Origin of the sequence: Acinetobacter venetianus RAG-1 = CIP 110063 (assembly GCF_000368585.1) — a bacterium.
In the GTDB taxonomy this organism is placed as follows: domain Bacteria; phylum Pseudomonadota; class Gammaproteobacteria; order Pseudomonadales; family Moraxellaceae; genus Acinetobacter; species Acinetobacter venetianus.
Genome location: NZ_KB849556.1, coordinates 143,586 through 167,848, shown reverse-complemented (window position 1 = coordinate 167,848; position 24,263 = coordinate 143,586). Strand labels below are relative to the sequence as shown.

22 protein-coding genes and 3 tRNA genes are annotated in these 24,263 nt (G+C 41.1%); 12 read left to right on the top strand and 13 right to left on the bottom strand.

Annotated elements, in window-relative coordinates:
- Positions 1–4 precede the first annotated feature (4 nt).
- The 8 genes from F959_RS00815 (at position 5) to F959_RS00780 (ending at position 9,382) form a co-directional block, all read left to right on the top strand.
- The gene (locus tag F959_RS00815) at positions 5–1,507 is read left to right on the top strand and encodes a UvrD-helicase domain-containing protein (RefSeq protein ID WP_004876514.1); all 1,503 of its coding nucleotides are present in this window, start codon (positions 5–7) and stop codon (positions 1,505–1,507) included.
- Between the two features lie 25 nt (positions 1,508–1,532).
- Positions 1,533–2,912: an ATP-binding protein gene (locus F959_RS00810; RefSeq protein WP_004876512.1), complete on the top strand. Its 1,380-nt coding sequence runs from the start codon at positions 1,533–1,535 to the stop codon at positions 2,910–2,912.
- Between the two features lie 254 nt (positions 2,913–3,166).
- Entirely contained in the window at positions 3,167–6,010 is a 2,844-nt protein-coding gene (locus F959_RS00805) for a monovalent cation/H+ antiporter subunit A (RefSeq protein ID WP_017196809.1), read from the top strand.
- Complete coding sequence (locus F959_RS00800; RefSeq protein WP_004876507.1) at positions 6,010–6,378, top strand: Na+/H+ antiporter subunit C; 369 nt, start codon at positions 6,010–6,012, stop codon at positions 6,376–6,378. Before F959_RS00805 ends, F959_RS00800 begins: the two co-directional genes overlap by 1 nt.
- On the top strand, positions 6,378–8,189 hold the full coding sequence (locus tag F959_RS00795; protein WP_004876504.1) for a monovalent cation/H+ antiporter subunit D: 1,812 nt from the start codon (positions 6,378–6,380) through the stop codon (positions 8,187–8,189). Before F959_RS00800 ends, F959_RS00795 begins: the two co-directional genes overlap by 1 nt.
- Position 8,190: 1 nt before the next feature.
- On the top strand, positions 8,191–8,718 hold the full coding sequence (locus F959_RS00790) for a Na+/H+ antiporter subunit E (RefSeq protein ID WP_004876503.1): 528 nt from the start codon (positions 8,191–8,193) through the stop codon (positions 8,716–8,718).
- The gene (locus F959_RS00785; protein WP_004876501.1) at positions 8,715–8,990 is read left to right on the top strand and encodes a monovalent cation/H+ antiporter subunit F; all 276 of its coding nucleotides are present in this window, start codon (positions 8,715–8,717) and stop codon (positions 8,988–8,990) included. Before F959_RS00790 ends, F959_RS00785 begins: the two co-directional genes overlap by 4 nt.
- A gap of 11 nt (positions 8,991–9,001) precedes the next feature.
- Complete coding sequence (locus F959_RS00780; RefSeq protein WP_004876500.1) at positions 9,002–9,382, top strand: Na+/H+ antiporter subunit G; 381 nt, start codon at positions 9,002–9,004, stop codon at positions 9,380–9,382.
- A gap of 52 nt (positions 9,383–9,434) precedes the next feature.
- On the opposite strand, the gene F959_RS00775 is transcribed toward F959_RS00780, so the two are convergent.
- From F959_RS00775 to tpiA, 10 genes are all read right to left on the bottom strand, one after another.
- Entirely contained in the window at positions 9,435–9,941 is a 507-nt protein-coding gene (locus tag F959_RS00775; protein ID WP_004876499.1) for a hypothetical protein, read from the bottom strand.
- Between the two features lie 170 nt (positions 9,942–10,111).
- Positions 10,112–10,513: a ribosome-binding factor A gene (locus F959_RS00770; protein WP_004876497.1), complete on the bottom strand. Its 402-nt coding sequence runs from the start codon at positions 10,511–10,513 to the stop codon at positions 10,112–10,114.
- Entirely contained in the window at positions 10,513–13,218 is a 2,706-nt protein-coding gene (infB, locus tag F959_RS00765) for a translation initiation factor IF-2 (protein ID WP_004876496.1), read from the bottom strand. Before infB ends, F959_RS00770 begins: the two co-directional genes overlap by 1 nt.
- 10 nt (positions 13,219–13,228) lie before the next feature.
- Positions 13,229–14,713: a transcription termination factor NusA gene (gene nusA / locus F959_RS00760; protein ID WP_004876494.1), complete on the bottom strand. Its 1,485-nt coding sequence runs from the start codon at positions 14,711–14,713 to the stop codon at positions 13,229–13,231.
- A 37-nt stretch (positions 14,714–14,750) separates the two neighbouring features.
- Positions 14,751–15,275, bottom strand: a complete 525-nt coding sequence (rimP, locus tag F959_RS00755) for a ribosome maturation factor RimP (protein WP_004876492.1) — start codon at positions 15,273–15,275, stop codon at positions 14,751–14,753.
- A 198-nt stretch (positions 15,276–15,473) separates the two neighbouring features.
- Positions 15,474–15,550: transfer RNA gene (locus F959_RS00750), tRNA-Met, on the bottom strand.
- A gap of 85 nt (positions 15,551–15,635) precedes the next feature.
- Positions 15,636–15,712 (bottom strand) — tRNA-Met (locus tag F959_RS00745).
- A 42-nt stretch (positions 15,713–15,754) separates the two neighbouring features.
- Positions 15,755–15,839 (bottom strand) — tRNA-Leu (locus F959_RS00740).
- A gap of 57 nt (positions 15,840–15,896) precedes the next feature.
- Positions 15,897–16,226, bottom strand: a complete 330-nt coding sequence (secG, locus tag F959_RS00735) for a preprotein translocase subunit SecG (protein ID WP_004876490.1) — start codon at positions 16,224–16,226, stop codon at positions 15,897–15,899.
- Positions 16,227–16,238: 12 nt separating this feature from the next.
- Positions 16,239–17,030 (bottom strand): triose-phosphate isomerase, encoded by a 792-nt coding sequence (gene tpiA, locus F959_RS00730; protein WP_004876487.1) that lies wholly within the window; start codon positions 17,028–17,030, stop codon positions 16,239–16,241.
- Positions 17,031–17,389: 359 nt separating this feature from the next.
- On the opposite strand from tpiA, the gene pilB reads away from it, so the two are divergent.
- The 4 genes from pilB to coaE are packed head-to-tail and all read left to right on the top strand — an operon-like array spanning position 17,390 to position 21,839.
- Positions 17,390–19,105 (top strand): type IV-A pilus assembly ATPase PilB, encoded by a 1,716-nt coding sequence (pilB, locus tag F959_RS00725; protein ID WP_004876485.1) that lies wholly within the window; start codon positions 17,390–17,392, stop codon positions 19,103–19,105.
- 24 nt (positions 19,106–19,129) lie between these two features.
- Positions 19,130–20,359 (top strand): type II secretion system F family protein, encoded by a 1,230-nt coding sequence (locus F959_RS00720; RefSeq protein ID WP_004876482.1) that lies wholly within the window; start codon positions 19,130–19,132, stop codon positions 20,357–20,359.
- Between the two features lie 12 nt (positions 20,360–20,371).
- Entirely contained in the window at positions 20,372–21,232 is an 861-nt protein-coding gene (locus tag F959_RS16950) for a prepilin peptidase (protein WP_004876481.1), read from the top strand.
- 1 nt (position 21,233) lies between these two features.
- Positions 21,234–21,839, top strand: a complete 606-nt coding sequence (coaE, locus tag F959_RS00710) for a dephospho-CoA kinase (protein WP_004876480.1) — start codon at positions 21,234–21,236, stop codon at positions 21,837–21,839.
- On the opposite strand, the gene F959_RS00705 is transcribed toward coaE, so the two are convergent.
- The 3 genes from F959_RS00705 to ppnP form a co-directional block, all read right to left on the bottom strand.
- Entirely contained in the window at positions 21,836–22,747 is a 912-nt protein-coding gene (locus F959_RS00705) for a DMT family transporter (protein ID WP_004876478.1), read from the bottom strand. The genes coaE and F959_RS00705 overlap by 4 nt on opposite strands.
- 31 nt (positions 22,748–22,778) lie before the next feature.
- Complete coding sequence (rlmB, locus tag F959_RS00700) at positions 22,779–23,528, bottom strand: 23S rRNA (guanosine(2251)-2'-O)-methyltransferase RlmB (protein ID WP_004876476.1); 750 nt, start codon at positions 23,526–23,528, stop codon at positions 22,779–22,781.
- A gap of 168 nt (positions 23,529–23,696) precedes the next feature.
- The gene (gene ppnP / locus F959_RS00695; RefSeq protein ID WP_004876475.1) at positions 23,697–24,023 is read right to left on the bottom strand and encodes a pyrimidine/purine nucleoside phosphorylase; all 327 of its coding nucleotides are present in this window, start codon (positions 24,021–24,023) and stop codon (positions 23,697–23,699) included.
- Positions 24,024–24,263 lie beyond the last annotated feature (240 nt).

Sequence of the window (24,263 nt, the reverse complement as noted above, 5' to 3'; positions counted from 1 at the left end):
GCCTGTGTCGAGTATCGAGAAACCCAAAGCGACTTATGAGCAAGCTGTTGCCATAGACAATGCTCGTTTAGGACAATCCTTTAAAGTGATTGCCTATGCTGGCACAGGTAAAACGACAACCTTACAAATGATCAGTGATGCCATGCCTGAACGGCGTGGTATGTATTTGGCATTTAACAAAGCCATCGCAACAGAAGCGCAGAGTAAATTTCATGGCAATGTAAATTGTCGAACATTCCACTCGCTCGCTTTTCGCAGTGTGCCACGCGGGGTAACGGATAAATTACGTTTACCACGTCTTAGTCCAAGTTTTATGGCCAAAGAATATCGCCTAGAACCGATTACTTTGCGTCGACTCATGGGTGGACGTTATGAAAAATACGTTTTGATGACAAGCCGTTTGGCAAGCCTAGTTGCCAATGCGGTGAGCTATTTTTGTTCGACCAGTTCACAATATCCAGCGCCTCGTCATATTCAAGCACCGAGTTGGTTGCATCAGGATGATATCGAATCTTTACAACAGCATCTTTATCCTGCGGTTGAACGTCGCTGGTTAGAATCGATTGATCCAAATCATCAAGCAGGCATTGGGCATGACATTTATCTGAAATTATGGGCATTGTCTGAACCGAATATTCCTGCGGATTATGTGCTATTTGACGAAGCACAAGATGCCGATCCCTTGATGTTAGGAATTTTGTTGCGTCAGAAAAGCACCCAAGTGATTTATGTCGGTGATGCACATCAGCAAATCTATGCTTGGCGTGGTGCAATCAATGCGATGCAACAAATGCCACTACCTGAAAGCCGTTTGACCACCTCGTTCCGTTTCGGTGATGCAATCGCAGATGTGGCAAATAGTTTACTTGGTGCACTCAATGAAACCGTCCCTCTACTCGGCAATCCAAATGTAAAATCGAGTGTGGTGAATAAACCGCACACCAAAATGCGTGATGCCATCCTGTGCCGCACCAATGCCCGCGCGATGGAGTTATTGCTTTCAGGTTTGGTACATGGCGACAAAGTCAGCTTACAAGCCGATCATCAAAAACTCAGTCGTTTCGTTGATGCGGCAAGCCTATTGAAACAAGGCAAACGCATTACCGATGTCCCTGAGCTGGCTTGGTTTAACTCATGGCATGATGTACATGAATATTGTGAGACCAATGACGGCAGCGACATTAAACCATTGGTTAAATTGGTCGATGATCACGGCACAGAACCACTTAAAAAAGCCCTTGCCAAAATCACACCGATTGAACAAGCTGATTATGTGATCTCAACGGCACATAAAGCCAAAGGACTGGAATGGAATCGTGTCCATATCGAAGATGATTACCAATTCAAAGTGAATGGACTGGAACATAAAATTACAGATGAAGAATTAAGATTACTTTACGTTGCCTGTACTCGTGCTAAAGTAAGTTTAAATATTCACCATCTTTTTGACTTAATACAACAATTAAAACGGTGCGCTCCCTCAAGTCTTCGTCAGTCAGCAGGTTAAAGCGCTTAGATTGAGGTGAGAGCCTATGCAACTTGAATCTGTTCTCTTCAAGCATGTTGGAATGTTTCGAGACTTAACTGTCGAATTTCAGGCTGAGCGTCCTGTCACACTTATTTTGGGTGATCAAGCTACAGGCAAAACCACGCTATTAAAAAATATTTACCAAACATTAACGTGGTTCTCGGCACGTTATAAAGATATACGAACAGCGGGCGTGGTCATTTCTGATCAAGACATTATGCTGACCCGACTCCAAGCAAAAATTCAAATGCAAGTTCGTATGAGTACTGAACTGACTGGTAGTTTGGCGGAGAGCAGTTCAGCCGCTGAAACGGACACTCAAAGCTGTGTTTGGAAATTATTTAAGACATTTAATAGTCAAGGTGTCGGTATCAGTCAAGTCGAGACACAGCAGCTTGATCAAATGGTTACGCTTTATCAAAAAACCAGCTTACAAGATCCTTTATTTGGCTTACCACTGATTGCTTATTATCCTGCTGAACGCTTTGTCCATGAAATCAATTTACAAAGCAAAAATGTTCCGGGAATTTTACAAGAAATCTCTGCTTATGATCTTACGGCGATTCCCTACACCACTTTTGCGCGTTTTTTTGAATGGTTACGTGAAATAAGTGATGTAGAAAATGCCCACTCAGCTCATATTGTTCGACGCTTAATGGGGAATGATTTTAGCCAACAAAATCAATTGGAAATATTAAATCAATTACAGCAAGAATTGGCTAATCATCCAAAGCAACTATCTGCCCCAAATCTGTATGCATTGAAAAAAAGCTTACATACCATTTTTCCTGACCTGACAGACCTCTACATTCAATATGTTCCAAAATTACAATTGATCGTACGTTATCGTGATCAGTTAATTCCATTTCAACAGCTCTCAGCCTCACTCAAAACATGGATTGCACTTGTCGGTGATATTACTCGTCGCATGTGCTTACTCAATCCGCATTGTTTTGATCCTTGTTTAGAGGGCGAAGGCATTTTATTAATTGATCAGATCGATCATCAGCTTGATCAAAATAATTGTGCTGAGATTCTGCAACGACTTCATCAAGCATTTCCAAGACTTCAAATTATCGCTTCAGGCAATCGAGATGAATTGCTTGAACATGCCGTGGATTATCAATGTTTACGTTTAGATGCCAAAGAAATCTACGAAATCAATGTAGAGAAGTCACAACAACAACTCTCTCAACTGTATAACGAATTGGTTTGGACTGAAGGAAATAACATCGCGCAAACACACAACTTACTGGAAACAGAAACACTGATTAGCCGAGTTGATGAATTATTTCATCAAATACAGGAGCTTAACCCTCAAGAAAAAAATGATTTATTAAGCTTATTAAAAATTGATGATACCCCCGAAGAAACACCGCTTTAATCATTTGTTTCATCGACTGAATTTTCCCGACCAAACTCAGCCTGATGTTGTTATTTTCATGTAATAACATCGGGTTTTTGTTCATATTTTATAGTAAGATAAAGCTCATTTATTTTCAAGTTGTGCAATACAACTTGCTGCCTCCGTTAACTTGATTGGGTTTCGAGATTTGAAACTTTGGCGCTCTCTTTGAATGCCTGTGAGTCTCGAAAAGAAAATTCACCCTTAGGTCGCTCCCGACCTAAATCATCGACATGGATACCAGTGTGCTACCGATTATTATCTTATTACCGCTCATACTCGGCACCACCCTTGTCGCACAATTGCAACGTATTTCGCGGGGCATGACGGCACTAGGGGCAATTGGCATCAGCCTTAGTTGTTTCATTTTACTTCTTACTCAGGCAGAAACTGTTCTTCAGGGAAATACTCTGCAACAAAGCTGGGATTGGCTTCCTCAACTTGGAATCAATCTAAGTTTTCGCCTAGATGCATTAGGTTTATTGTTTGGTCTGCTGATTAGCGGTATCGGTACACTCATTTATATTTACGCCTATTATTATCTGAGTCCGAAAAACTCTCTTAGTAAACTTTATCAATTATTAATGCTGTTCATGGCGGCAATGCTTGGTATTTCACTTTCCAATAACCTCATTATCTTATTGGTATTTTGGGAATTAACCAGTATTTCATCATTCCTTTTAGTGGGTTATTGGAGTCAATATGATGCTGCACAACGCGGTGCTCGTATGGCACTCACCATTACAGGAATGGGCGGTCTTGCAATGCTCGGTGGCTTTGTCTTACTCGGGCAAATCACAGGAACCTATCAAATCGATCAGCTTGTGCTGATGAAAGATACGATTCAACAGCATTACCTTTTTGTACCAACCTTATTATTAATTTTATTGGGTGCATTCACTAAAAGTGCACAGTTCCCATTTCACTTTTGGTTACCCAATGCGATGGCTGCACCAACGCCTGTTTCCGCTTATCTGCATTCAGCAACCATGGTTAAAGCAGGTATTTTCCTGCTCGCACGTTTAGCACCTATTTTTATTGGTGCTGCGCTGTATCACAATATCGTCACCTTTGTCGGTCTATTCACACTGTGTATGGCGGCAGGTTTTGCAATTTTCAAAGAAGATCTTAAAGGTCTGTTGGCATATTCAACAATCAGCCATTTAGGTCTTATTGTATGTTTATTGGGGATCGGTTCTCCCCTTGCCGTTGCTGCTGCGATTTTCCACATCATCAACCATGCGACATTTAAAGCTGCACTGTTCATGATTGCTGGGATCATTGACCATGAAACGGGTACGCGTGATTTACGTAAGTTAAGTGGCATTTGGCAATTACTGCCTTTTACAGGCACATTAACCATGATCACTGCTGCCTCAATGGCGGGTGTTCCATTAACCAACGGTTTTATTTCCAAAGAAATGTTCTTTACTGAACTGCTTGCAAATTTGTCAGGCCCAGTGATGATCATTTCGGCAATTGTTGCAACTTTGGCAGGGATCTTTGCGGTTAGCTACTCAATTCGCCTAGTTCACGGCGTGTTCTTTGACGGTGAAGTTGGTAAGCAAGTGCCAAATAAAGATGCGCATGAACCAGCATTAGGAATGCGTCTCCCAGCAATCATTTTGGCAACTTTGTGTATTTTAGTGGGGATCCTTCCAGCCCTTCTTGCAGGCACGATGGTCAATAGCGTGACTCGCTCAAGTTTGGCACAACCTGAATTTGAAGGTGTGCACCTTGCAATCTGGCATGGTATCAATGCACCACTACTCATGAGTGTGATTGCTTTGATTGGCGGGGCTATCTTCTATTTCGCTTTAGCAAAAGATGGGCGCATCCGCAAAATTGACCTTGATCCTTATCTTGGTAAATTTCAAGGCAAGATCATATTTGAGCTGTTCTTAAAACATTTACTGTTAAATAGCCGAAAGATTAAACAAGCAACAGAAAATGGTTCACTACAAAGCTATCTGCTATGGATCGTTTTGTTCAGTATTTTGATGGTCGGCTTACCGCTGTTCAATCAAGGTCTCACTATGGGAACTCGTGAACTGACACATGCACCGTGGGTTGCGATTGTCCTTTGGCTAACACTATTCTCTGGCTGCTGGATGATGTTGTGGTTTCACCACGAACGTATTAAGGCAGTGTTGATTAGTGGTGCAGTTGGTTTGGTTGTCACTATGACTTTTGTGACTCTATCTGCACCCGATCTAGCCCTAACGCAAATCACCGTTGATATTGTAACCACTGTCTTATTATTAATGAGTCTGTCGTTATTACCACAACTTACACCATATGAATCAAGTCGTTCACGGCGTTGGAGAGATGCAAGCTTAGCCATCGCAGGTGGCTTAGGTATTGGTTGGATTGCATGGTTATTATTAACTCGAGATCACAATTCAATTTCTTGGTTCTTCATGCAGCAAGCGATTCCACTTGGTGGTGGTTCAAATGCAGTGAACGTGATCCTCGTCGATTTCCGTGGATTCGATACCTTTGGCGAAATCGCGGTATTGGGTATTGCAGGTATTGGTGCGCTTTGCTTGATGGATGGTATGCGTGCGCATGGCACAACCATGACCCAAGGTCTTACCTATCGCTTTAATCCATCGCCACTGATGTTACGTATGACAGCTTCTTGGATCTTGCCACTGACGCTGGTAGTAAGTGTTTATATCTTCTTACGTGGTCATAACTACCCAGGTGGTGGATTTATTGCAGGTTTGATTACCTCGATGGCACTGATCATTCAGTATATTGTTCTAGGACAAGATAAAACTGAGCAGATGCTAAAAGCCAAATCAGGTCGTTTATATGAGATTTGGATTGGTTCTGGTTTAACGATTGCTGGTTTAACAGGTATTGCAGCATGGTATTGGGCACGCCCATTCTTAACCAGTGCACATATCTATGTCGAGCCACCCCTACTCGGAAAAATGCATTTAGCTTCAGCAGCAGCTTTTGACCTAGGTGTCTATATCACCGTTGTAGGTGCAACCATGTTATTGATTTCAGTCTTAGGTGACTCACGCCATTCAAGCATGTCTGGCCCAATCCCAAGTGGAGATAAATAATGGTTAGTATTGAATTTTTACTTGCATCTGGGATTGGCTTGCTGACCGCGACAGGAATTTATTTGATTCTGCGTGCGAGAACTTTTCCTGTCGTTTTGGGTTTAGCCATGATTGGCTACGCTGTCAACCTATTCCTATTCGCAATGGGTCGGTTACAAGTGAATGCTCCAGCTATCTTGACTGAAGCAACCAAAGTCACAGATCCCCTCCCTCAAGCACTTGTGTTAACTGCAATTGTAATTGGTTTTGCAACGACTGCGTTTATCGTACAACTTGCTCTCCGTAGCCGATATGAGTCTGGTACAGATCATGTCGACTCTAAAGAAGAACCCACCTTGACTTATGACCCACGTGAGGATGAGCCATAATGTTCGATTTTTACAATTTTTGGCTTACTCATACTCCTATTCTCAGTATCTTAGTTCCAGCTTTTACCAGCTTTATCCTATTGATACTTGGAAATCCAGGTTCAGGTTCTTTAAAGCAAGACTGGCGTCAACCTTGGCGTCGAGGCATTAGTTTCGTTTCAGCGTTAATCGGTTTAGGGCTGGCAATAAGTTACTTCTCAATTGCGAGTACAGGACAAATCACGGTTTATCAACTCAGTGAATGGTCTGCTCCTTTTGGTATTGTATTAGTGCTTGATCGTCTTTCAGCCTTCATGCTGCTATTGACCTATGCCGTCGCTGTACCCGTCATGTGGTATGCCAGTGAAAACTGGGATACGCGTGGTCGCTATTTCCATGCCATGTTCCATTTCCTATTAATGGGGTTATCTGGTGCATTCTTAACAGGCGATTTATTTAACTTATTTGTCTTCTTTGAAATTCTATTGATGGCATCTTATGTGCTTTTGTTGCATGGACAAGGTCGCCCACGTTTTCAGCTGGGTGTGCATTACGTCACCATCAATTTACTTGCATCAGCACTCTTTCTAATCGGCTTAGGCATGATTTACGGCAGTGTCGGTAGCTTAAATATGGCTGATGTCGGTCGCCTTATTCCAACATTAGACAATGACCAGCATAAACTTGCGATTGCAGGTGGCTTACTATTATTTGTCGTGTTTGGCATTAAAGCGGCGATGCTGCCTGTAGGCTTTTGGTTACCTAAAACCTATGCCGTTGCGAGTACACCTGTTGCTGCAATTTTTACCATCATGACCAAAGTTGGCATCTACGCCATTTTACGTGTAAATGGCACTGTGTTTGATGATGCAATGGCACAAGACATTCTTAAAAACTGTCTATTAGTCATCGGTCTAGTCACTTCCATTTACGGTGTTATTGGCGCACTCGGTGTAGATCGTTTACGTCGCTTTGTAGGTTTCATGGTGCTGTCATCTATCGGAACATTGCTAATTGCAATATCGATGTTCAATACAGCAGCATGGGCAGCAGGTCTTTACTATCTAGTTCACAGCACATTGATTGCAGCAGCATTCTATTTATTCTGTGGTTGGATTACATCACAACGTGGTGCATTCAAAGATCACCTCAAAGTCTCTCCTAAAATGAAACAGGAAAAGGCTGCGGCATTTACCTACTTTACCATTGCCTTGATGCTTGCTGGTCTACCTCCATTTAGTGGGTTCCTTGGCAAGGTGTTTATTTTACAAGCCACCGCTGAAACGGCTTATCAAGGTTGGATTATTGCTGTTATTTTAATTGTCAGCTTGCTGAGTATCATCGCACTTACCCGCGTTGGTTTCATTTTGTTCTGGCGAGCTACACCACCAGAGGAAAATCCAAACGAAGAAGCTTATGCTGTTTATCAAGCTTTACCAGAAGTAGCTCCAAAACGAAATGATAAAGCGATTTATATTCTATTGGGTACTTTAATGGCTTATGTAGTATTTGCTGCTCCAATTCAAAACTATATGGCTTTGACTGCACAGCAAATCCAAAATCACGCCCTTTATCAGCAAGCCATTTTAAAGACGGATAACCAAGGCCGTGCGATCAGCGTTCAACCTTATGATCCAAGCTATTTGCCAGAAACAAAATATGGTGGTGAAGTAGAAGATCATAATGCTTTACTTATTCCTGATGTGATTTCCAAACCAACACTGCAAGGTGAGCACATCTCTGAATATAAGCAACGCCAAATTGCAGAACAAACGTTAGAAGCACCAACGATTCCAAATACCACTCAGTTAAAACCAATGGAGGAACACTAACATGCAAAAAGTAGCTTTGCTTGACCGTTGGTTCCCCCACCCTTTCGTGTCTTTTTTGGTTTTTCTGAGTTGGTTAATGCTGTCGCATAGTCTGGACTTAACGGATATATTAGTGGCCATCCTATTGGCGATTATTATTCCACGTTTAGTTGGGCCATTTATTTCTAGAACGCCACACATTCACTGGACACCAGCAGTAAAATTATTTTTTGTTGTGTTTTGGGATATTATCGTTTCAAACTTCCGCGTGGCAAAAATGGTGTTGGGTCCAATGGATCAACTCCATCCGAGATGGTATCGCGTTCCACTAGAAACTGAGCATGAAGAAGTGAATACTCTTCTCGCGATGATCATTACTACGACACCAGGTACGGTTTCAGCAGGGATTGATCAAGAGCGTGGCGATATTCTCGTCCACGCACTTAGCTCAGATGACACTGAACTCGATATTCAAGAAATCAAAAAACGCTACGAAACACCTTTACTCGAGATCTTTGATGTAAAGATTGAAGAAGGAGCAAGCAAATGACAATTTTACCTTATGCGCTTGGCATTAGCTTAATTGCCATTACTATCTCAATGTTTCTATGCCTGATCCGATTGATTATCGGCCCATCTGTGATTGATCGCCTACTTGCTTTAGACACACTATTTCTAAATGCGACATGTCTTATTGTTGTTTTAGGTGTGTATTGGGTAAGTACCAATGTCTTTGAAGGAGCATTATTGGTTGCAATGCTAGGCTTCGTTTCGACAGCTGCGCTTGCTCGTTATTTCACAACGGGTCATGTCATTGACTAAGGAGATGAGCTATGCAGTTAATCATTGAAATCATTATTTCTTTCTTCCTTATATTCGGTGCTTTCTTCATGCTGGTCGGATCGATCGGTATGGTTCGACTACCAGACTTATTTATGCGTCTGCATGCCCCAACGAAGTCGAGTACGTTAGGGTTAGGAAGTTTTCTAATTGCAGCAATGATCTTTGGCGCAACACAGGGTCGGTTTGGTTTTGCTGAATTATTAATTACTTTATTTGTCTTTATTACTGCACCAGTATCAGCAAATTTAATGGCACAAGCTGCGATTCATTTACGCCTACGTTCAAATAGTGGCGAAGTTCCCGAAGCTTTAAATCGTCCATTACCGTGGCAGCGTTATCGTCGTGTCACAAATAAAGAAGACCAACAATAGTTGGTCTTCTTCTGTCTATGGCAGTGCTTTACGCTTCGCCAAAACTCTCTCCTTAGTCTTCATTCAAAAAGCCTTCTTTGATTTGTTCTGGCATTCCTTCATGCCACCATTGATAAATTGAGGCTTTAATTTCCTCATCATCTTCTGGATCATTGAATGGTTCATCATCTTCACGAACCAATTCATCACCATCAAATTTAAACCAAAATTCCCAAGGATCATCATCGCCCTGACCTCGTGCTTGCACATGAATATCAGGTAATAATTCTTTTAAAAATAATAAAATATTCTCAATATTTTCGTCACCGTTTGAGCCGTGAGTAAAATCAAGCACAGCAAAACCTGCAACATAAACCAAACTTTCTGGCGCAAGGTCATACTCAACAGAATCAATCTGATCAAGCAACTCTTGCGTTTTATCACCTGCTTCTGGATTAATCACTAGACTTGACTGAATAAACTTTTCTTCATCACCATGATGTGTAGTAAATAAGGCCTCTAGTTGTTTCATGACCAGATCATCTGAATGCTTATAGTAAAGACGGCTATGTAGTTCCACCTAAGTTCCCCTATGCAATATTTTTAAATAATTTTTATATTCTTAAATTTTAGAACATGGATTCACAATAACAAAAAATCATGTTTTTTTACAATATATTAGCGACTTAATCTGTCGTAATATTTTTTATTTATTACATAAAAAAAACCACCCTTAGGTGGCTTTTTTCTTTATTCTTTCTCATCTTGCCCTTGTTCAGGCAGATCCTTTACGGCTTCAGCAATCAGACCAAACATGTAGTTACCATATGCATTGGTTTTATCGTAATGAAAACGCAATCTCGGCGTAATACGTGTCTTGATACGACGACTCAATTCATGACGCAAGAAACCAGAAGCTTTATTCAATACATCTAAAGTTTCTTTATTCGCTGCTTCACTTTGCTCATCACCAAGCTCACGCCCCATTACTGTGACATAAACTTCAGCATATCCCATGTCAGCACTGACTTTCACTGCTGAGATGGTCACTAGACCACCTAAGCGAGGATCTTTAAGCTCTTGACGGATTAGCTCAGACAACTCACGTTGTACAGAATCCGCCATGCGCTTTAAGCGTTGGCTACCCGCCATTAAAGACTCCGTTTAATTAACTGAACATCATACACTTCGATCTTATCTTGTGCTTTGATGTCTTTATAACCTTTGACTGCAAGACCACATTCCATACCAGCACGAACTTCTTCAACCACTTCTTTATAGCGACGAAGAGATTCAAGCTCACCCTGGAACACAACCACGTCATCACGTAGAACGCGAATAGGCTTGTTACGGTGTAATACACCTTCAAGAACCATACAGCCCGCTGCAGCACCAAACTTACTTGAATGGAACACTTCACGCACTTCAGCAACACCTAAGATCGTTTCACGGTGTTCTGGTGCAAGCTTACCGCTCATTGCTGCTTTTACGTCATCAATTAATTGATAGATAACGCTGTAGTAACGAATATCAATGCCATCTTGATCAGATTTCTGACGCGCTGTGTTATCCGCACGTACGTTAAAGCCCAATAATACAGCTTCAGAAGACTCTGCCAAAGTTACATCAGATTCTGTGATTGCACCAACACCAGAACCAATTACGCGTACTTTAACTTCATCAGTTGAAAGCTCATCAAGCGCAACATGTAATGCTTCAAGCGTGCCACGTACGTCTGTTTTAAGCACAACGTTAACTGTTGGAATGTCTTTCTTGCCCATTGAAGCCATGATGTTTTCAAGACGCATCGAGCTTGCACGCTCAAGACGTTTTTGACGCTCGCGATCTGCACGAGCATCAGCAACTTCACGTGCTTTTTTCTCGTCATTGACAACAAGAACTTCATCACCCGCCATTGGCGCTTCAGGTAAACCAAGAATTTCCACTGGAATTGATGGGCCAGCTGAAGTGATACGTTGACCATTTTCATCAGACATCGCACGAACACGACCATAAGATGAACCAGCCAATACTAAGTCACCAATATTCAACGTACCATTTTGTACAAGAATAGAAGTTACTGCACCGCGACCTTTATCAACACGCGCTTCGATGACAACACCTTGTGCTGCACCTTCAGCAGATGCTTTAAGTTCCAACATTTCTGATTGGATCAAGATCAGATCAAGCAACTCATCAATACCAGCACCTGTATGTGCCGATACTTTAGCCACAGGAACATCACCGCCCCACTCTTCAGGAACGATTTCTTTGGTTGTTAATTCATTTAACACGCGATCTGGATCAGCTGACTCTTTATCCATCTTGTTAATCGCAACGATGATTGGCGTACCTGCAGCTCGCGCATGATCAATCGCTTCAGCTGTTTGCGGCATCACACCATCATCAGCCGCAACAACAAGAACAACAATATCAGTCGCCTTCGCACCACGAGCACGCATAGACGTAAACGCAGCATGTCCAGGTGTATCTAAGAAAGTAATAATACCTTTCTCAGTTTCAACATGGTAAGCACCGATATGCTGGGTAATACCACCCGCTTCACCTGCCGCTACTTTAGCACGACGGATACGGTCTAATAATGATGTTTTACCATGGTCAACGTGACCCATGATTGTTACAACTGGTGGACGAGTTGTTTGCTCACCACGAGCTTCTTCAGCCGCTTCAAGTAAGTTATCTTCTGCTTGTGTATCAGAAACAAGAATTGGGTTATGACCTAATTCTTCAACTACTAATACCGCTGTATCTTGATCAATTGATTGGTTCTGAGTAACAAGCTCGCCCATTTTCATAAGCATCTTGATAACTTCACGAACTTTTACAGCCATTTTTTGCGCTAGATCAGCAACAACAATGGTTGAACCAATTTCTACATCATAAATCTGTTTCTTAACAGGTTTTTCAAAACCATGCTTATTTGATTGGCTGGTCTTCAAACCACGTTTGTGATGTTGACGGCTGAAGTTTTGCTCTTCTTGATTATGACGACCACCTTTCTTCTGACCGCGTGGGTTAGTTGCACCACCACGTTTAATTTCACGGTCTTCTTGATTAAATGAGTCTTCATATGCTTGGCCAACAAGACCCGCAGCTAATGGAGAATCATCAATCACACGAATTGTTGTCGTCGCATCATCACTTGAGTATTTAGATGCCATTTTACGCATCTGCTCAAGTGTACGTTGTTGAGCTTCTTCAGCCGCTTTACGACGTACTGCTTCTTCAGTTGCTTTTAACTTCGCAGCTTCAGCTTCACGCGCTTTCTTTTGTTCAGGTGTTTCTGTTGGACGAATAACAGGTGCTTTGATTACTTTATCGCTATTACGCTTTTTCACCACAACAGCTGCTTTCGCAGTCGTTTGACCTGAACTATCAGAAGTATGCGCTGCACGCATTGCTTCTAACGTTGCATTGGCTTTTTGTTCCGCACTGTTACGCGCTTTTTGCTCAGCTTCTTCACGTACTTTTTGCTCAACACGTGCTTTCACATCCGCTTCTGCACGCGCTTTTGCTTCTGCAGCAAGTAACTCTGGATTCGGTTTCGCAAAAACTTGTTTCTTACGTACTTCTACGTTGATATTTTTTGCTTTACCCGATGTACTTGTTACTTTTGCAGTACTCGTTGTTTTACGTTTCAACGCAATTTTTCCTGTGTTACCACTTTCTTGACCATGAACTTTTTTCAAGTGATTGATCAAAGTATCTTGCTGTTCAGTGGTAATAATGTCATCTGCTTTACGCTGTGGTAGACCTGCATCACGAACCTGCTCTAGGAGTTTCTCTACAGGACGTTCTACACTGAGTGCTAACTCTTGAATCGACTTGTCCGTCATCTATTATCTCCTAGTTAAACCATGATTCACGTGCTTTCATAATTAATTGTCCAGCTTTGTCATTATCCAAGCCTTCGATATCAGAGATATCATCAGTTGCTTGATCAGCCAAATCATCAACAGTAATTACACCACGCGCCGCCAATGCATACGCAATCTCAGTTGTCATACCTTCCATACCGAGAAGTTCTGCACTTGGCTCTTGAATATTTTCTTGCTGTTTCAACGCATCTGTTAAAGCAGCTTCTTTTGCACGGCTTTGTAGCAATTCAACCAAATCTGCTTCAAGCTCAATTTCGTCAAATGTTTCAGCTGGTACGTAAGCAATCTCTTCCAATGAAGTGAAGCCCATTTCAACCAAAGCCATTGCTAAATCTTCTTCAATATCAAGACGTGTAATAAACATATCTAAATATTGCTGTGCTTCGTTTTGCTGACGAGCACGATACTCTTCTTCTAACATCATGTCGAGTTTATAACCCGTTAATTCTGATGCTAAACGAACATTTTGACCTTGCGAACCAATTGCACGCGCTAACTGATCATTGGTCGCAAAGATGATATCCGCACTACGTGCATCTTCATCAAGTACAATTCCAGATACATCAGCTGGCTCTAATGCACTTGCGATATACTGTGCTGGGTCATCAGACCACACCACAACATCAATACGCTCACCATTTAACTCTTGTTGCACTGCTTGAATACGTGTACCACGCATACCAATACAAGCACCAACAGGGTCAATGCGATGATCATTCGTTTTCACTGCAATTTTAGCACGAACACCCGGTTGACGAGCTGCCGCTTTAATTTCAATGATTTCTTCAGAAATTTCTGGAATTTCTTTCTTCATTAAAGCGATTAACATTTCAGGACGAGCACGAGACAATAATAACTGTGCACCACGACCTTCACGGTTTACGTTATATAAAATTGCATTGATACGCTGTTTCGGACGTAACATTTCTTTGTGAATCGTTTCTTCACGCGCCAAATAAGCTTCAGCATTATCACCAAGATCAATGATGAAACCATCTTTAGTTTGCTTTTTCACTTCACCGTAAATCAGCTCACCGACTTTAGACTCATAAGCATCGGCAACCAATGCACGCTCTGCTTCACGAATCTTTTGTACGATCACTTGTTTTGCGATCTGAGCAGCGATACGACCGAACTCAATCGACTCAACCTCTAACTCACGCACATCGCCGATTGACCATTGTGATGGATCTACATCAGAGATCGCATCTTGGCATGCTGGCATTTCGTGATCTTCGTCAGCAACGACAGTCCATTGACGGAAAGTACGGTAATCACCTGTTTTACGATCAATCTCAACACGCAGTTGAGCTTCTTCAGAGTGTGTACCTTCGTAAAACTTTTTCTTCGTCGCGGCAACAAGGGCTTGTTCTAACGCTTCGAAGATCGCTTCACGACTAACACCTTTTTCATTACTAACCGTTTCTGCAACGGTAAGAATTTCGCGGCCCATAAGTCACCTACCGATTTCTTATAAAATTAAGTTAATATTAGTCTTGATAGATTAAATTTGCTTTATCAATATTATTACTATCAATTTCAAGCACATGCTTACCTTCCACTTCAACTTGGATGATTTCATTTTCTAAGTCTACAGAAAGTAATTTTGCTTGGAATTTTCGACGATTTTCGACAGCAGCAATTAATCGTAAAGCTACTTGTTGCCCAATGTATGCAGGCAATTGATCTAATTGGAAAAATGGACGATCCCAGCCTGGCGATGATACTTCTAATGCATATTCACCAGAAATAGGATCATGAACATCCAACATTGCACCGACTTGTTGCGTTACTAGAACACAATCTTGAACGCCAATACCACGCCCTTGTTCAACTTCACCATCTTCATTAATAACAGGTTCAGCGCTCTCATCAACGGCTTTATCAATATAAATGCGCAGTAAAGAACGTTTACCTTGTGGCAGGAATTCGATCCCCCACAGATCTACACCACAAGCCGCAACAGCGGGTGCGATAAGATCATGCAATGCTTGAGATTTATTTGATAATTTCATTTACTCTCGTCGCTCTTCTACGAGCCAATCAATCTTAACCGTATAGTGAAGCACGACTATTTGACCAATTGATGTCGAACACTACACGATAGTTAAACAACCAATAAAAAAGGGCGATAATCGCCCCTATACTGCACAGAAAAGCATAGCCCACTGTGCAAAAAGGCCCACCTTATTGTGAGCCTCTTTTTAGAAACTTGGTAGCGGGAGCTGGATTTGAACCAACGACCTTCGGGTTATGAGCCCGACGAGCTACCAGACTGCTCCATCCCGCATCAACGTGCAAAAATTATATACAAATATGAAAAAAAGTCAATCTAAGTTTTCATATTCGCTTGATTAAGTTGCACCTTAATCAAATGGTAGCGGGAGCTGGATTTGAACCAACGACCTTCGGGTTATGAGCCCGACGAGCTACCAGACTGCTCCATCCCGCATCAACAATCACTGCATACACCAAACTTACTGGTTATTAAGTTTGGTGCGGAAGGGGGGACTTGAACCCCCACGCCCGAAAGCACTACCACCTCAAGGTAGCGTGTCTACCAATTCCACCACCACCGCAGCTTTGTGGGACGCATTCTATTCCTTTAAAACTAAAAAGGAAAGTCTTAATTCAACTTATTCAGTCGTTTTAGGTGCGTTTGATGAAGTTTCAGACGATGTAGCTGGTGCTTCCGTTGTGGTTTGTACAGATTTTAGACTATACGCATCTGTCGTTTGCTTTTTTGCAAAAACAGCTAAAGTTAAACTTGTTGCAAAAAATAAAGCGGTAAAAATTGCAGTTAAACGCGTTAAAAAGTTTCCAGCGCCCGAAGCACCAAAAACTGTTGCCGCACCGCCGCCGCCAAATGATGCACCTGCTTCTGCACCTTTACCTTGTTGTACTAGAACCAAAGCAATGATCAAGATTGCTAAAATGATATGTACAACGAGTATAAAACTATACATCTCTATTCCTCGTTATTTGCTTTGAGCAAATGCTTTTGCGATTTGGTAAAAAGATTCTGCATTCAATGATGCACCACCAACCAAAGCACCATTAATATCTGGGCAGGCTGCTAATTCAACTGCATTTTCAGCTTTTACGCTCCCCCCATAAAGGATCGCCATATCCGCTCCGAATGCCGTAATTTGTTTTAGGCCTTCACGAATTTTTGCATGCATCGCCTGAACATCTGCGGGTGACGCGGTTTTACCCGTCCCGATAGCCCAAATCGGTTCATACGCTACCACAATATTTTGCCATTGTTCAGCTTTTACCACCGCTGCAATATCACAAATTTGTTGTAATACGACTTGCTCTGCTGCCCCCTGCTCACGTTGCTCCAAACTTTCACCGATGCAATAAATCACGGTTAAACCAGCGCTTAAGGCATTTTGCAGCTTTGCTTTTAATATTTCGACATTGTCACCGAATAATTCACGGCGCTCTGAATGACCAATTAAAACGAATTCAATTTGGCTATCTTTTAACAGCTCAGCACTCACCTCACCAGTATAAGCACCTGTTCCAGCTATTCTAGAGACGTCTTGAGCAACGGTATAAATTTTTCGGTTCGCATCATCTAACTGAGCTTTTACCTCTGTCAATGCGATTGCAGTTGGTGCCACGCCAATATGACAGTGCTCAGGAGAAATCGACTGCTGTTGTAACAAAGCTTTAAATTCTTCTATTAATTGGAGAGCGTCAGCACGCATTGGATTTAATTTCCAATTACCAACGACCCAAGGGGTAATCGTCGAACTCGACATACTTCGCCCACCTACTGTTAATTTCTAAAAAATGCTGCATATTTTACACGTATTTTTAGAAAATTCAGTTTTTTTATAATGCATAAAGTTAAAGCCTCGTAAAAAATATTTATAAGCTACGAAATGACAAAAAAAATAAGATAGCTATATGAAAAAAAATAAATTTCCTAACCATAACTTTTTTAAATTTTTTTATGATTGCTTTTATTATAAAAATTAATTCCCAAAAGACTCGATTAGTTCAAAGTTTTCAGCATGAACCAAGTCAAAAACAACACTTTCACTAGTAGTATTTTTGCATAACAAAAGTATAATTTTGTTCTATAGCTATTATAACCATATTGTCATAAGGCGGACAGATGTCAGGATTACATACGTCTCCAAAATTTTCGGGGTTTATTCGACGTTTAGTCGATGATGGTCATTTGACAGCAGCAAATATGCAAACCGCAATTGATGCTGCAAAAAAGGCTAAACAAGATATTGTTGCTCATCTGATTGAGCAACAACGAATATCACCTCTAATAATTGCGGAAAGCATTTCACTCGAGTTTGGTGAACCACTATTTGATTTAGCTGTTTACGATACAGCTATTCTTCCTCGCGAAATTACAGATCAAAAATTAATCCAGAGACATCGAATTGTACCTTTGGTACAGCGTGGTCAAATCTTATATGTAGCAACCAGTAATCCCACCAATATTGATGCCTTAGATGCAATTCGCTTCAATACTAAGCTTAACATTGAACCGATTATTGTTGAACACAACAAATTAGAAAAACTGATTGAACAACAGTTTGGTGATACTGGTAGCTTTGATTTTGGTGATGGTGAAGAGTTTGACTTAGAAGGTATTGATGTTGAGAGTGATACATCTCAAGATGAAGATGACGTCGCCCAAAGTGATGAATCACCAATTGTTAAATACATCAATAAATTATTAATTGATGCAATTCGCATGGGTGCATCTGATTTACACTTTGAACCTTATGAAAAAATGTATCGTGTTCGTTATCGTGTTGATGGAGTCCTTAGGCAAATTGCGAACCCACCATTACAAATGGCGAATCGATTAGCTTCACGTTTGAAAGTAATGTCACAAATGGATATTTCTGAGAAACGAATGCCACAAGATGGCCGGATTAAACTCAAACTATCCAAAACTAAGGCGATTGACTTCCGTGTCAACTCTCTTCCAACCTTATTCGGTGAAAAACTCGTTCTGCGTATCCTTGACCCATCGAGCGCGATGCTAGGTATTGAAGCACTGGGCTATGAAGATGAACAGAAAGCGTTATTCTTAGAAGCATTAGAAAAACCGCAAGGGATGCTCCTCATTACTGGTCCTACAGGGTCTGGTAAAACAGTCTCATTATATACAGGCCTCAATATTCTCAATACCGAAGATACCAATATTTCTACCGCGGAAGATCCCGTAGAGATTAACTTAGAAGGTATTAATCAGGTTAACGTCAACCCAAAAACAGGTTTAACCTTTTCTGCTGCACTAAAAGCGTTCTTACGTCAAGACCCTGATGTCATTATGGTGGGTGAGATTCGTGACCTTGAGACTGCTGAAATTGCTATTAAAGCAGCGCAAACTGGTCATATGGTAATGTCTACTTTACATACAAACAGTGCGCCAGAAACATTGACTCGTTTACGTAATATGGGAGTTCCATCTTTCAATATTGCGACATCAGTCAATCTAGTTATTGCACAGCGACTAGCGCGCCGCCTATGCCGACAATGTAAAATACCTGTCGATATCCCTAAACAGAGCCTTTTAGAATTAGGGTTTACCGAACACGACCTTGCTGATCCAGAATTAAAACTATTTCAACCAGTAGGTTGTTCAGAGTGTAGAGAAGGCTATAAGGGTCGTGTTGGTATTTATGAGGTTATGAAAGTGACGCCTGAAATTTCTAAAATTATTATGGAAGATGGCAACGCCCTACAAATTGCAGCAGCTTCGGAAAAAGCAGGCTTTAACAACTTACGTCGTTCTGGGTTAAAAAAAGTGATGCAAGGAATTACTTCCTTACAGGAAGTAAATCGAGTAACTAGTGAATAAAATTAATAACAAGGATTAATGGTCATGGCAGCTAAAAAAGCGCAAATGATGCCTACTTTTGCTTATGAAGGGGTTGATCGCAAAGGGGTAAAGATCAAAGGGGAATTACCTGCTCGCAATATGGCTTTAGCTAAAGTCACTTTACGTAAGCAAGGCGTTACCATCAAGAATATTCGAGAGAAACGCAAGAATATTCTTGATGGATTCATGAAAAAGAAAGTTACGACACTAGACATTACAATTTTCACTCGTCAGTTAGCGACTATGATGAAAGCAGGTGTCCCTCTAGTCCAAGGTTTTGAAATTGTTGCAGAAGGCTTAGAAAACCCAGCAATGCGAGAAGTTGTACTTGGTATTAAAAATGAAGTTGAAGGTGGCAATACCTTTGCTGGAGCGCTGAAAAAATACCCACAATATTTCGATAATTTGTTTTGTTCTTTAGTTGAATCTGGTGAGCAATCTGGCGCGTTAGAAACGATGTTAGATCGTGTAGCTGTTTATAAAGAAAAAAGTGAATTATTAAAGCAAAAAATCAAAAAAGCAATGAAATACCCCGCGACTGTAATTGTAGTTGCAGTCATCGTAACCATTATCTTAATGGTCAAAGTTGTACCCGTTTTCCAAGACTTATTTAGTTCTTTCGGTGCCGATCTCCCAGCTTTTACAAAAATGGTTGTTAATATGTCGAACTGGATGCAAGAATATTGGTTTATTCTCATAATAGTAATCGGCATAATAATTGCTGCTTTCTTAGAAGCAAAAAAACGTAGCAAAAAATTTCGAGATTTTTTAGATAAAATGGCCCTTAAAGCCCCTATCTTTGGTGATCTAGTCTATAAAGCAATCATCGCACGATATAGCCGGACACTCGCAACTACTTTCGCAGCAGGTGTACCACTAATTGATGCGCTTGAATCCACAGCTGGTGCAACGAATAATGTAATCTTTGAAGAAGCTGTAATGAAAATACGTGAAGATGTTGCGACTGGTCAGCAACTGCAATTCGCAATGCGTGTATCAAATCGTTTTCCATCTATGGCTATTCAAATGGTCGCAATTGGAGAAGAATCTGGTGCTTTAGATAGCATGCTCGATAAAGTCGCAACTCATTATGAAAATGAAGTCGATAATGCAGTTGATGGTTTGACTTCCATGATGGAACCATTAATTATGGCAATTTTAGGTATTCTTGTAGGTGGTTTAGTCGTTGCTATGTATTTACCAATTTTCCAAATGGGTTCAGTTGTCGGTTAATAAGGTTATTAGATGCAACAGCTTATTTCTTATCTAGTACAAGACCCAACTGCGCTCTATATTGCAGTTGGGCTTCTTAGTTTATGTATCGGCAGTTTTCTCAACGTCGTTATTTTTCGAACACCAAAAATGATGGAACAGGAATGGCATCAAGAATGTCAAATGCTTTTACATCCTGAGCAACCTATCATTGATGAAGACAAACTAACGCTGAGTAAACCTGCGTCAACTTGCCCAAAATGCCACAGCCAAATTCGTTGGTATCAAAATATTCCAGTCATCAGTTGGCTTATATTGCGTGGCAAATGCGGTACTTGCCAGAATCCGATTAGTATTCGATACCCTTTTATTGAATTACTGACAATGGTCTGCTCATTAATCGTTGTCCTTGTATTTGGTGCAACGATTCAAATGCTGTTGGGTCTATTATTGACGTGGGTATTGATCACCTTAACGTTTATAGATTTTGATACTCAACTGCTACCCGACAGATTTACGCTGCCACTCGCAGCAATAGGTTTAGGGATTAATACTTTTGCAATTTACACATCACCAAGTGCTGCAATTTGGGGCTATTTAGTTGGCTTCTTGTGCTTATGGATTGTTTACTATCTGTTTAAACTTATCACAGGCAAAGAAGGCATGGGTTACGGTGACTTTAAGTTACTTGCAGCCTTAGGAGCTTGGATGGGGCCAATGATGTTACCGCTCATCATCCTACTTTCCTCAGCAGTTGGTGTCATTATCGGTATTATTTTAATGAAAATGCGCGGTGAAAATCAGCCTTTTGCATTTGGTCCCTATATTGCAATTGCGGGTTGGATTGCCTTCTTATGGGGTGATCAAATTATGAAAGTATATTTAGGTGGATAATATGGGTTTTATTTTGGGCGTCACTGGTGGCATTGGTAGTGGTAAATCAGCTGCAACACAATGGTTTGAGTCCCAAGGTATAACCGTGGTTGATGCCGATATCGTTGCTCGTGAAGTAGTTGAACTTGGGCAGCCTGCATTGAATGCCATTCAAAAGGCATTTGGAGATTGGGTAATTTCTAATGATGGCTCGCTTAATAGACGTGCATTACGTGAGCACATCTTTCAATTCCCAGAAGCACGTCACACCTTAGAGCAAATCACCCACCCTGCTATTCGCCAATCAATTGTTAAACAACTTCAACAAGCACAAAGCCCTTATGTCATTTTAGTTTCTCCGCTACTCTTTGAAACGAACCAGCACGAACTCGTTCAGCACACTTTACTTATTGATGCAGATGAACAAACTCAACTAGATCGTGCAAGTCAGAGGGATGGTCAAAGTGAAGAGCAAATTCGTAAAATTATTGCAGCACAAATGTCTCGCTCAGAGAAACAAAAACGAGCGAATGACATTATTCTCAATGATGGTCTACTAGAGCATCTACATGCTCAACTAAAGCCCTTACATTTAGAATATTTACAGAAAGCAGAACATTGTTTTTAGTCTTGCTTTTGCTGAGCTAATTGGGTAGCCAAGGTGTCTTTTCTAAACCATCGCCAAGGCTGCAATGCTCCTATTGCCATACCTACTAGTCCACAAGCAATTGCTGCATTTAATGGTTCATTGAGTAGTGGCACAGCAATCAATGCAGCAATAAAAGGTGCTAGCGTCACGATACTACCTGTTTTAAATGCACCTAAGCGCTCAATAGCAGCCACATAAGTAAGTGTCGCAACAATCACAACCAACACCCCGTGAAAAAGCCCTTGAATTAATAAATGTACTGGTGCTGCATCATGAAAATGTTTAGGAATAAACAAAAGATAGATCGGTAGGTAAATGATAGCCGACCAGATCACAACACCGACTGTCGAATGCCAAGCAGACAATTTCCACTGTTTCAATAAAACTGTAAAAATGCCCCACCACACTGCACTTATGAATAGCAGTAGATCCCCCCATCCTAATGCTGAAGCTTGATCATGTAACATTAGATAGCTCATCAGTACTAATGCGCTGATCATAATCACAAGACTTAGCCAAGTATGCTTATCAAAGGGCTGTTTAAATAAAAAATAAGCTGCGACGGCGGTACATAATGGAATACAGCCATTTAGGAAAATTGCAGCATGTGCAGCGGGCGCATGTAGAAAAGCGGTATAGACCGTGAAGCAGTATGCTAAGCCACCGATACAAGCCAATATAATAGGCTTTGGATCCCATAGAAAAGCAAAGTCTTTTTTATAAATGAGAACTGGAAGTAAAATAATCGAGGCAATCGCAAAGCGCATTGCAACCAGATCCCAAACACTCACATGCCAATGCGCATTCAACCGAGAAAAAATTGTAAACCCGCCCCAAATACACATTGTAATCAGAATAAATAAATAGCCTTGTGAGCGAGCAGTCATTTTAAATTAGGTGAAACGAAGATTAGGTGAATTATACACTATTGCGTTGACGACAAGCTTCATAAAGTGCCATACCAGTTGCCACACTGACATTCAAGCTTTGCAAATCACCCATCATTGGAATATAAACCGTCTGATCACATTGTGACTGAGTAATTGGTCTTAAGCCCGTATCTTCAGCACCCATGACAATCACGATTGAGCCATTAAAATCGCACTGTTGAATTGGTAAAGCCTTTTCGTCCAACATTGTGCCAATGACACGAGTATGAGTTGTATCTTTTAAATGCGCTAGCGTACGGGCAAGATTGGTGACCTGAATGAATTTAACTTTCTCAGCACCACCAGCTGCAACTTTACGCGCAGTTGGCGTTAAACTTGCTGATCGATCACGAGGCACAATGACTGCTTGAACACCCATTGCCGCAGCTGTACGGATACATGCACCTAAATTATGTGGATCTGTGACTTGATCCAATGCCAATAACAATGGATTAGTATGTTGTTGCATTAACTGATCTAAGTCTTTTTCATTTAAAGTTGGATGCGGTCTTACTGCAGCTACCACCCCCTGATGAAAAGGTAAACCAGCGAGTTTTTCTAAACTATCGCGACTCGCCTTTTGAACACTAATTCCAAATGGCTCTGCGAGTTGTAATATTTTTTGTAAACGTTGATCGTCACGACCTTTTAAAGTGAATAAAGTTAAAACACGTTCAGGCTCTAATTCCAACAATGACTCAACCGAATGAACGCCATAATAATATTCAGGTTTTGCCATGAACGACCTCTAACAATTTCATCTCAACAAAAAATAAAAGTCCTGCAAAGTGACTTTACAGGCGAGGAGCGATTATAGCTCCGCAAAAGTATTTAATAAAAAAATCCTGCAAAATGACTTTACAGGATTTCTATCGACTCTAGTGTACTAGATTTAGCAGGAAATAGGTTAACCTTCTAAATGGCAAACATAATCGAGCACTTCATCAGCTTCGATTAGGAAAGTACTATTGCCTGGAACATAGAATGATTGTCCAGCACGAAATAGTTCACTCTCAGTACTATCTGCAATCTTTACACGACATTCGCCAGAAATAATTTCCATACGCTCTGGGACATGTGTTTCAAACGTTAAAGGTTGCTCAGTAGGTAAAATCACACCTAAAGTCTTTTTTGTACCATCTTCAAATTGTACTGTATGGCTGATGCATGCCCCACCAAAATACACATTCGATTTCTTGATGACCGTTACATGATCAAACTGTACTGAACTCATGCGTACTCTCCAAATAATGCCGCATTTATATTAAGTTATGCTGGACGTAGTTTAATTGTGCCGTGACAACTAATCAATCCATTTTCTGGGCTAAACATAGCAATTTTCATACCTGAGCGAAGATAAGCAAAGTGAAACTTTGCCTGAGCGCAAGACGAGTAGCTATGCTACGAGTGGCGAGAATTAACAAAGCAAAGCTTTGTCCGAGCGCAAGACGAGTAGCTATGCTACGAGTGGCGA

Coding starts and splice junctions, on each gene's coding strand:
- F959_RS00810 (WP_004876512.1), top strand. CDS start 1,533: ATGCAACTTGAATCTGTTCTCTTCAAGCATGTTGGAATGTTTCGAGAC.
- F959_RS00805 (WP_017196809.1), top strand. CDS start 3,167: ATGGATACCAGTGTGCTACCGATTATTATCTTATTACCGCTCATACTC.
- F959_RS00800 (WP_004876507.1), top strand. CDS start 6,010: ATGGTTAGTATTGAATTTTTACTTGCATCTGGGATTGGCTTGCTGACC.
- F959_RS00795 (WP_004876504.1), top strand. CDS start 6,378: ATGTTCGATTTTTACAATTTTTGGCTTACTCATACTCCTATTCTCAGT.
- F959_RS00790 (WP_004876503.1), top strand. CDS start 8,191: ATGCAAAAAGTAGCTTTGCTTGACCGTTGGTTCCCCCACCCTTTCGTG.
- F959_RS00785 (WP_004876501.1), top strand. CDS start 8,715: ATGACAATTTTACCTTATGCGCTTGGCATTAGCTTAATTGCCATTACT.
- F959_RS00780 (WP_004876500.1), top strand. CDS start 9,002: ATGCAGTTAATCATTGAAATCATTATTTCTTTCTTCCTTATATTCGGT.
- F959_RS00770 (WP_004876497.1), bottom strand. CDS start 10,513: ATGGCGGGTAGCCAACGCTTAAAGCGCATGGCGGATTCTGTACAACGT.
- infB (WP_004876496.1), bottom strand. CDS start 13,218: ATGACGGACAAGTCGATTCAAGAGTTAGCACTCAGTGTAGAACGTCCT.
- nusA (WP_004876494.1), bottom strand. CDS start 14,713: ATGGGCCGCGAAATTCTTACCGTTGCAGAAACGGTTAGTAATGAAAAA.
- rimP (WP_004876492.1), bottom strand. CDS start 15,275: ATGAAATTATCAAATAAATCTCAAGCATTGCATGATCTTATCGCACCC.
- secG (WP_004876490.1), bottom strand. CDS start 16,226: ATGTATAGTTTTATACTCGTTGTACATATCATTTTAGCAATCTTGATC.
- tpiA (WP_004876487.1), bottom strand. CDS start 17,030: ATGTCGAGTTCGACGATTACCCCTTGGGTCGTTGGTAATTGGAAATTA.
- pilB (WP_004876485.1), top strand. CDS start 17,390: ATGTCAGGATTACATACGTCTCCAAAATTTTCGGGGTTTATTCGACGT.
- F959_RS00720 (WP_004876482.1), top strand. CDS start 19,130: ATGGCAGCTAAAAAAGCGCAAATGATGCCTACTTTTGCTTATGAAGGG.
- F959_RS16950 (WP_004876481.1), top strand. CDS start 20,372: ATGCAACAGCTTATTTCTTATCTAGTACAAGACCCAACTGCGCTCTAT.
- coaE (WP_004876480.1), top strand. CDS start 21,234: ATGGGTTTTATTTTGGGCGTCACTGGTGGCATTGGTAGTGGTAAATCA.
- F959_RS00705 (WP_004876478.1), bottom strand. CDS start 22,747: ATGACTGCTCGCTCACAAGGCTATTTATTTATTCTGATTACAATGTGT.
- rlmB (WP_004876476.1), bottom strand. CDS start 23,528: ATGGCAAAACCTGAATATTATTATGGCGTTCATTCGGTTGAGTCATTG.
- ppnP (WP_004876475.1), bottom strand. CDS start 24,023: ATGAGTTCAGTACAGTTTGATCATGTAACGGTCATCAAGAAATCGAAT.